The 7,789-nt window shown below is 34.5% G+C and carries 5 protein-coding genes and 2 pseudogenes; all 7 read right to left on the minus strand.

Features of this window, described 5'->3' with window-relative positions:
- Positions 1-245 (minus strand): annotated as a pseudogene (locus tag VFS71_RS05315) (acyl-CoA--6-aminopenicillanic acid acyl-transferase); the annotation flags it as partial.
- Between the two features lie 16 nt (positions 246-261).
- Positions 262-1,779 (minus strand): NAD(P)/FAD-dependent oxidoreductase, encoded by a 1,518-nt coding sequence (locus tag VFS71_RS05320; protein WP_326399819.1) that lies wholly within the window; start codon positions 1,777-1,779, stop codon positions 262-264.
- Positions 1,780-1,781: 2 nt separating this feature from the next.
- Positions 1,782-5,471: a 1-acyl-sn-glycerol-3-phosphate acyltransferase gene (locus VFS71_RS05325; protein WP_326399815.1), complete on the minus strand. Its 3,690-nt coding sequence runs from the start codon at positions 5,469-5,471 to the stop codon at positions 1,782-1,784.
- Positions 5,472-5,474: 3 nt separating this feature from the next.
- The gene (locus VFS71_RS05330; RefSeq protein WP_326399816.1) at positions 5,475-6,656 is read right to left on the minus strand and encodes a DUF2062 domain-containing protein; all 1,182 of its coding nucleotides are present in this window, start codon (positions 6,654-6,656) and stop codon (positions 5,475-5,477) included.
- Positions 6,657-6,674: 18 nt separating this feature from the next.
- Complete coding sequence (locus VFS71_RS05335; protein ID WP_326399817.1) at positions 6,675-7,157, minus strand: hypothetical protein; 483 nt, start codon at positions 7,155-7,157, stop codon at positions 6,675-6,677.
- Positions 7,158-7,190: 33 nt separating this feature from the next.
- Positions 7,191-7,562: a 3-hydroxyacyl-ACP dehydratase gene (locus tag VFS71_RS05340; RefSeq protein ID WP_326399818.1), complete on the minus strand. Its 372-nt coding sequence runs from the start codon at positions 7,560-7,562 to the stop codon at positions 7,191-7,193.
- Positions 7,563-7,566: 4 nt separating this feature from the next.
- Positions 7,567-7,789, minus strand: a pseudogene (locus VFS71_RS05345) (hypothetical protein); the annotation flags it as partial.

Here is a 7,789-nt window from a genome sequence, read left to right on the forward strand (position 1 = left end):
CTACCGATTGCTAAACCACGTTCCAACGGATCGCCTTCAACATAGAGTTCCCATAGGTTTTGTTTATTCTTAAGTAAAAAATTATTTCCAGTGTAAAAAGTAGTGCTGGATTGTTTTGTGACAACGGAAATGGTGTTGTTAAAACTTTTTATTTCTGGTTGATGGTGCATTGATTTTGAAGTGCCGCATGAAGCAACTACAAAAGCTAAAACGATGAAAACAATATGGACAATATGTTTCTTCATACACCTCAATTTATCATCAATCCGTATTTTGATTAATTTTGTTGACTAAATATTCTCTGCCCAAAATCTCCGAGCAGGTAACAACGGCACCAATCGTTACTCCCAAAACACCATGCATATTTATGCTTTGACCTGTTAGATAAAGATTGCCCAACTTTGTTTTGGAAGGAATAAACGTTTTCATCGGGTTATTGGAATCTTTCTCATAGCCATACATATTTCCGTTATGGCCTCCGATATAATCCCTGTATGATAATGGCGTCGAAGTATGCACTGATTTTATGCATTCTTTGATTCCAGGAAACTTTCGTTCTATTTCTTCCAGAAAACGATTGGTTTTACGTGTTTTGAAAGCTTCATAACTTTCGCCTCTTTCATTTTCATCTGCAATTGTGTTAAAGGTATCCTTCCAAGCCTCTACATCTGAAAACTTCATATAAGCAATAAAAGTCATTCCTTCAGCCCAACCATCATCCTTTTTAGTGGCATTTGCCGAAGCCAAAAAAGCTTTTGGCCAAGTTTCCTCAGTATAGTCCTGAGCAGTCCACACATCCCCACTATTTTTGAAGTGATAATAATTACGATTCAGGTATTTAAAAGTCTTCGGTTTAAAAACGATATACAAACTGAATGCAGAAACACCCGCTTCTAAACTGGAAACCCTATTAACAAAAGCTTTCCTAAAATGGTCTTCCCCCGCCATCTTCAAAGTGGTTTTAGGCTCAATATTGGATATGAAATATTGGGCAGAAACACTTAGACCATCTTTCATTATTGCTTTTGCTACAGTATTATCGGCAACGCTTAATTGAATAACTTCTTTGTATTTAAAGGCAACACCTCCGTATTTCTTCAGCTCTTTTATTAACTGCTTTGTTATTTGGCTTCCTCCATTAATGCATCGCCAAGCGCTTTGCATATAAGTATTCACAGTCAATGCATGAACATAAAAAGGAGATTTGTCTCCCATTCCCGCATACAAAAAATTACTTCCCGCAAAAACAGCTCGCAATATCTTATTTTCGGTCAATCCATCAATAAACTCTTTTGCATTGATTGCCAAAATATCGTTATCATATTTCCCTTCCGATCTTAAATTATAGAGCGGAAATCGATCACATGTTCTAACTATTGCTTCACAATATTTTTCAATCGCTTCTCTTTCTTCCGGAAAAAATTGACTCAGTTGTTTTTTAAAATTATCATATCCCTGAGCGTGTGGAAATTCTAGATTTTGATCCTCAAACGAAATCATGTCATATCCATCCTCATCCATTTTTTTGATATTCAGCCCATCCATTATTCCGATATACTTGAAATACTGATGCAGATTTTCACCCTCGCCCAATCCTCCAATGTAATGAATTCCGGTATCAAAAATGGTTTTGTCCCGCACAAAAGTCTGCAGATTTCCCCCATATTGATTGTTTTTTTCCAACACACAAACACTATAGCCTTCTTTGGCCAATATGACAGCCGAAACGAGTCCGCCCAAACCGCTTCCTATTACAACTACGTCATAGTGTTTTTTCATTTTCATTGTATCTTCTTTTTTAGTACAATCAAATTCTCATTTTTAATATCAATATCAAATCCAAAATTCGATACTGTGTCTTTTAGATTTTCAGCATTTAATAAAATAACGGTTGTGGTCAAATTACAAATTGCTTCCAAATTATTTGAAGCCTGTTTATCCGAAATCAAAACAACATCATATTTCTTAAATCCAATCGGCTCAGTTGGATTCAAATACCGAATCTTTCTTTTCTTTACTATATAATTTGACTGGGCAACTGCTCTATTTTCATCCAAAACAATAACGGAATCAATTTTTCTCTGTGATTCCTGCAATGCAATCAGCATATCCAATTGTCCAAAATCATTAGCAAAATGCAGAATTCTGGCTTTAGAATCAACCCATTTATTCAGGCTGTAATATAAATCCAAATGTTGCTGTACATCATCTTTTATCTCCTCTAAAACCTGTGGTTCTTTGAAAGCAAAACTGTTCATCAGCTTTGCTTTGAAATAATCAGGGCCTTCTGAATTCAAACGTATCTTTTTATATTCTAGTTTAAAGAAAGTACTTATTTTTTTTGTTCGTTCTGCCAAATCGTTTCCAAAAGTGATATCACTTTGTAAAATTCGATCCAAAATAGTCACCGTGGTTTTCCCGCCATTAATGACAAAATCCCCTTTGGGCAAAACCTCTGAATATCCGTGAATAACAACCGGAACAATGTCCAAGTCCAACTGTTCTGCTAAATAAAAAGCTCCTTTATGGAAACGCTTGATTGAGTTGTCTTCAGAGCGCGTTCCTTCCGGAAAAACCATGATTGAAAATCCTTCTTCCACTTTGGTTCGCAAATGCTCGACTCCATTATCCATTCCACTAGAAACCGGATAAAAACCTGCCAAGCGAACTCCTTTTCCAAAAACAGGCGAATTATAAACCCAATCGCTAACCAGAAAAATAATTTTGGGACTCAACATTCCTACTGCCAAAATATCCAAAAAAGAGCTGTGATTGGCTATAATTATAGCTGGTTTATCAAATTTTTCATTGGAAGTATTTATAATTTTTCGTTTTATTGAAGGATAGCTCATCAAGACCGAATGCATAAACTTTGATAAAATAAAATGAAATACTTTTAATTTTGACTTTTTTGAAAAAGGTGTAATTTTCATTAAAATTCCGCCCACAATTGACAACAAAAAACCTCCCAAACCAAAATAAGTAAATGAAAGAGCAGAATGCAACAATCGCCTAATTTCATATGGAGCTTTTCCTTTTTTCACTCGATTGGTCACAAAGAAATGAAATACTAACGGCTGTAAAATAAAGGTAATCATCAAAGCAGAGAATATCCCAATAATCGCAATTAATGATATGGATTTTAAGGCTGGATGTTTCGCGAAAATAAGCACTCCAATTCCTAAAATTGTGGTTGCCACCGATAATATAATTGAGGTTCTGTAACTTGGCAATTCTTTTTTACCAAATGTAAATTCTTTTTGCAACGCCGAAGTCATAAAGATGCTGTAGTCCACTCCTATTCCAAAAATCAAAGTACAAACAATAATGTTAACCACATTAAATTGCAGTCCAAAAATCCCCATAAGACCAGTGGTAAAAATCCAACTTATGAGAATCGGTATAATGCTGATAATGGCCAATTCTATTTTTCTAAAAGCAAATAACAGAACAAAAAATACGGCTATAAACGAATAATTGACTAGGTCTTCAAAATTCGTTTTTAGTGTTCCAAGAAAAGTTTCATTCGTTTGCTGCCTGTCAATAACAACCAAATTGGGCTGCTTTTTTATTTGGTTTACAAAATCGTCCCTTTTTGTTTTTGGTACTTTTACCAAAGTCGAAATAGTGTAAAACCCATCTTTTTGAGCTACAAACTCATCCAGAAAAAAGGATTTTACCCCAAGGTATTCTTGGATCGTTATTGGGCTAAATTTTTTATCCAATAATTCATAAAACCCATCAAAGGTAGTCGCTTTAAAACCATATTGATTTCCTTCGTTGATTAATGCTTGAGTCAGACTTGATTTTTTTTGGGAACTCCAAAAAGTATTCCATTCCTCAATTTTTTGTTTTTGAACTTCAGTAGAAAAAACAATGCCTCCAATGGAACTGAAATTCAAAATTCCCTTATCTTTTTTGTCCTTTTGCAATGCCTCGAAAAGTTGATTATTATTAGCGACAACTTCATCATAACTTTTCCCGTAAGTGGCCAAATAAATGGATTTGGACGAATCACTGTTGGCAATATGATCCAATTGTCTCTCCGCCATTTTCAATTTGGGAGTCATAAAATTTAATGCCGAAAGATCATTATTGAAAGTAACCTTAGAATAGGTAAAAAGAGAAATAACCAACAACAAGAGCATTGCCCCAATCAAAAATTTATTTTTATGATAAGAATAACTACCCAGTTTGTCGATGACGTTGGCCTTTGGAACAAATAATTGTGCCTTTGATTTGTACAAAATCGGCATTAAAACCAAAGAAAAAACCGAAGTTGAAAACACACTCAGACCCGCAAAAATTCCTAAATCCTGCAAAGCTTCCGATTTGATAAAAAACAAACACAAAAAAGTGATGGATGTTGTAACACCGCAGAGCAACAAAGGTTTGGTAATGTCCCTGTACAGTAATTTTACATCTTTCTTATTCCTCAAATGCGTTAAAACATAAATGGAATAATCTGTGGTTTCACCCAATAAAATGGAACTTATACCCAAAGAAATAGCAGAAATGCAACCTTTACAGAAATACAAAACCGCCAAAGCAAAAAGAGCTCCAAACAAAGACGGTATAAAAATAATTATTGGTGTGGACAGGTTTCTGTAGAAAAAAGCCAATATCAAAATCAATGTCACTCCCGCAACAATAGAAGTGTTTTGCACATCGGATTTGATTTGGGTTGCATTGGCAACAGCAACCGGTGTCGCGCCAAAATAAGTCATCTCTACTTTGCCTTTGAATTGCCCGTTCAGACTGGCTCTTATCTTTTCCAGATTATGAATAAAAATGGTGTTCTTATCTGTTTCATTAGTTTGCAACTTGGGAGTCAAAAAAAGCAATAAATTCTGTTTGTCTTTACTCAATATGAATCCGTTTTCAATTGCAAAATCATAGCCAACACTCAGTTGTTGTAATTTCTTCAAAGCGATAAACGAAATCCCAAGCGGATCGCGAAGGATAAAATCTTTGGAAACCAATCCCGCTGGAGAAATTATAGATTTATAACCCGAAGCAACACTATTGGCTATGCTGTCCTTTTGCAATTTATTTTGAATTAATGCATAATCCTTTTGATCCAAAAAAAGAGGCAAATTAGCATACACAAAATCAAATGTCTCCTGAATGTTTTCTTCTTCAATCTTGCCCTGCACTTTGGCTACAAATGGCTTGCAGTTAACATTCAAACTATCAATAAAAGCATTGGCGTATTCCGTCAAATTCTCAGGTGAACCATTCCTTTTACTGGAAATAATGATAGTGATTTTATCGGCAAAATTAACCTGATCCAATACTTTTGAAGTCACTCCCGATTTATCATTGGAAGGAATCAATTGATTTATATTTTCCTGAAACGTTATTTTGGAAGCAAAGAAACCCAAAAACAAAGCCATAGCAATTACTATACCTGCCGAAAGGAATTTCCGCTTGGTCATAAATACATATAAATCGTAAAGAAAATTGCGCATAGGCTATTTTTTGTTTTTATAATTACCAACTAAAGATAATAGCAAATAACTTGTAAAACCAAATAGAACAGCCATAAAAGTTGCCAAAATAAAACTTCCAACAACATATTGAGCTATATTTTTTTGAATATCAGCAAAAGTCATATCCGTATTCAAAATCAACGATTTATCGCTAGTGACAAAAAAACTGCCTACTTTCAGCGATCCATAAATAACAAAAGGAATCAAAGGCGGAAAACTGATATTGGAAAAGGCAAAAGCAATGGCTTTATTCAGCTTCAACAAAACCGCCAAAGACAAGACAAGGATAGTTTGGAATCCCCAAAAAGGACAAATTCCAATGAAAACCCCTAGTGCTATTGAAAAAGCTTTTCGGGCATTCGAATCACTGCTTTCCAAAACATTTTCCAGAAAAAATTTCTTAAGTCCTTTTTTTTTTAGTTTCCGATAAAAATCTCTCGGCTTAATATAAATCAAGGCAATGGTTACCAAAACGGTATTGAGAATACTGATTCTCGTAAAATCTTTGAAAGGCCTAAAATGGGAAACCCTCTCTTCCGGATCATACAAAACCTGAACCGGAATGTTTTTGACCGGAATACCTTTCCAGGCAGAACGCACAATAACTTCAATTTCAAACTCAAATTTATTGGTAAAATAATGCTTCGGAATTTTTCTTAAAGGGTACATTCTAAAACCTGATTGGGTATCTTCGAGCTTATTTCCGGTTTCAAACCAGAACCAAAAATTAGAAAATTTATTTCCGAAACTACTTTTTTTAGGAACGTTTTCCTGAGTCATATTTCGACTTCCTATCAAGAGAACATCGGTCTCATTTTCTAGTGCATCAATAAAACCGGTAATATCCGAAGCAAAATGTTGCCCGTCAGAATCTATGGTAATGGCATAATTAAAATCTAATTCTAATGCCTTTTTGAAACCATTACGTATCGCCATTCCTTTCCCTCTATTTTTGGAATGGTGAATTTGAACCAAATGGGAATAAGACTCCAGAATCTGGCTAGTGGTGTCAGTAGAACCGTCATTGACCACAATAACATTGGAAGTATATTGCAAAACGGAATCCAAAACTCGCTTTAAGGTTTTGTGATTATTATACGTGGGTACAACAACACAAACTTTGTATTGTTCCATTCGCTCTGTTACCGGAAAACTTGTATGCATTAACTCTATTTTTATTAACTATTTTACCAATTGCTTTTCAGCCTCGGAAAAACTTTTGGATTGCGAAATAAAATCCCCAATATACGTTTTCAATGCCCCAGTTTGTTCCTTATAATGGTCCAATAAAAATTTCTTGTCTTCTTTTTTATTCCCTCTATAATTAACAATTTTTGGAACATTTTCCTGAATACTCAATCGAATCATTCTTATTTCTATTGAATTGGGTTCGTTAGCAATTGCATACTCGATTAAGCTCGAACCTTCTTTGAATTTTTTGGATTTATCTGATCCTTTCTTTTCCAGTTTTGAAAGAATAGCCAATGAAGCGCCTTTGTAGGCTACCAAGGTTTTATTATCCTCTTTACTAACCTCATTCAGCTTTGCAGCAAACTCTTTAGCGTTACTCTCTGAATTGTTGGCAGTAGCATACAATTTCCTTATTTCAGTAATGGAAGGGCCACTCAAAAGAAATAAAAAAAAGGCTAAAAAGGTTGTTTTCATTTAGGTAAAATTAAAAAATTAATACGCATTAATTTAAACTTTTCTGTAAACACTGCTCAATTTCAAAGCAATAGTTTCATCAAAATAGCTTACATTTTTAACTTTAACCAAATTGTCCCCACTTGTGGTAACATCCAATTCCAAAAGCAATTTCGGAGTTTGAAACGGATTAATCAACGCCATAAATTTCACGTTCGATAATGATTGCATAAACAAAGAACTGTCAGTAATTTGCTCTGTCAGTTCTTTTATGATTTGCATCATACAAACTCCCGGCATTATTGGGTTTCCGGGAAAATGTCCTTTGAAAACATCGTGTTCCTCATTGATTAAAATAACTGCCTTATATTTAGAATCGGCAGTGTTTTCCAATGATATTATTTTATAAAAATCTTTTAATAACATAGCTTTATTTTACATCAAAAGTATAAGTTCCCCCTATCGAAAATACCACATTGGTATGGTTTTCGTCAAAATCAACAACTGGAATGATTCCTTTTTTAACCCTTCCTTCAATACCAAAATTAGGCGTAATATTGAAACCCAAACCCAAAACAAAAGCCATATCCACATTGGCATCTGCATTGAAATTTTTATCGGTAACAAAATCAAGGGTTGGGCCAAAATGAACA

The sequence above is a fragment of the Flavobacterium sp. genome, from assembly GCF_035760125.1.
GTDB lineage: Bacteria > Bacteroidota > Bacteroidia > Flavobacteriales > Flavobacteriaceae > Flavobacterium.

Bases quoted from the DNA above. Each gene is read 5' to 3' on its own strand.
- VFS71_RS05320 (WP_326399819.1), bottom strand. From the start codon at position 1,779: ATGAAAAAACACTATGACGTAGTTGTAATAGGAAGCGGTTTGGGCGGA.
- VFS71_RS05325 (WP_326399815.1), bottom strand. From the start codon at position 5,471: ATGCGCAATTTTCTTTACGATTTATATGTATTTATGACCAAGCGGAAA.
- VFS71_RS05330 (WP_326399816.1), bottom strand. From the start codon at position 6,656: ATGCATACAAGTTTTCCGGTAACAGAGCGAATGGAACAATACAAAGTT.
- VFS71_RS05335 (WP_326399817.1), bottom strand. From the start codon at position 7,157: ATGAAAACAACCTTTTTAGCCTTTTTTTTATTTCTTTTGAGTGGCCCT.
- VFS71_RS05340 (WP_326399818.1), bottom strand. From the start codon at position 7,562: ATGTTATTAAAAGATTTTTATAAAATAATATCATTGGAAAACACTGCC.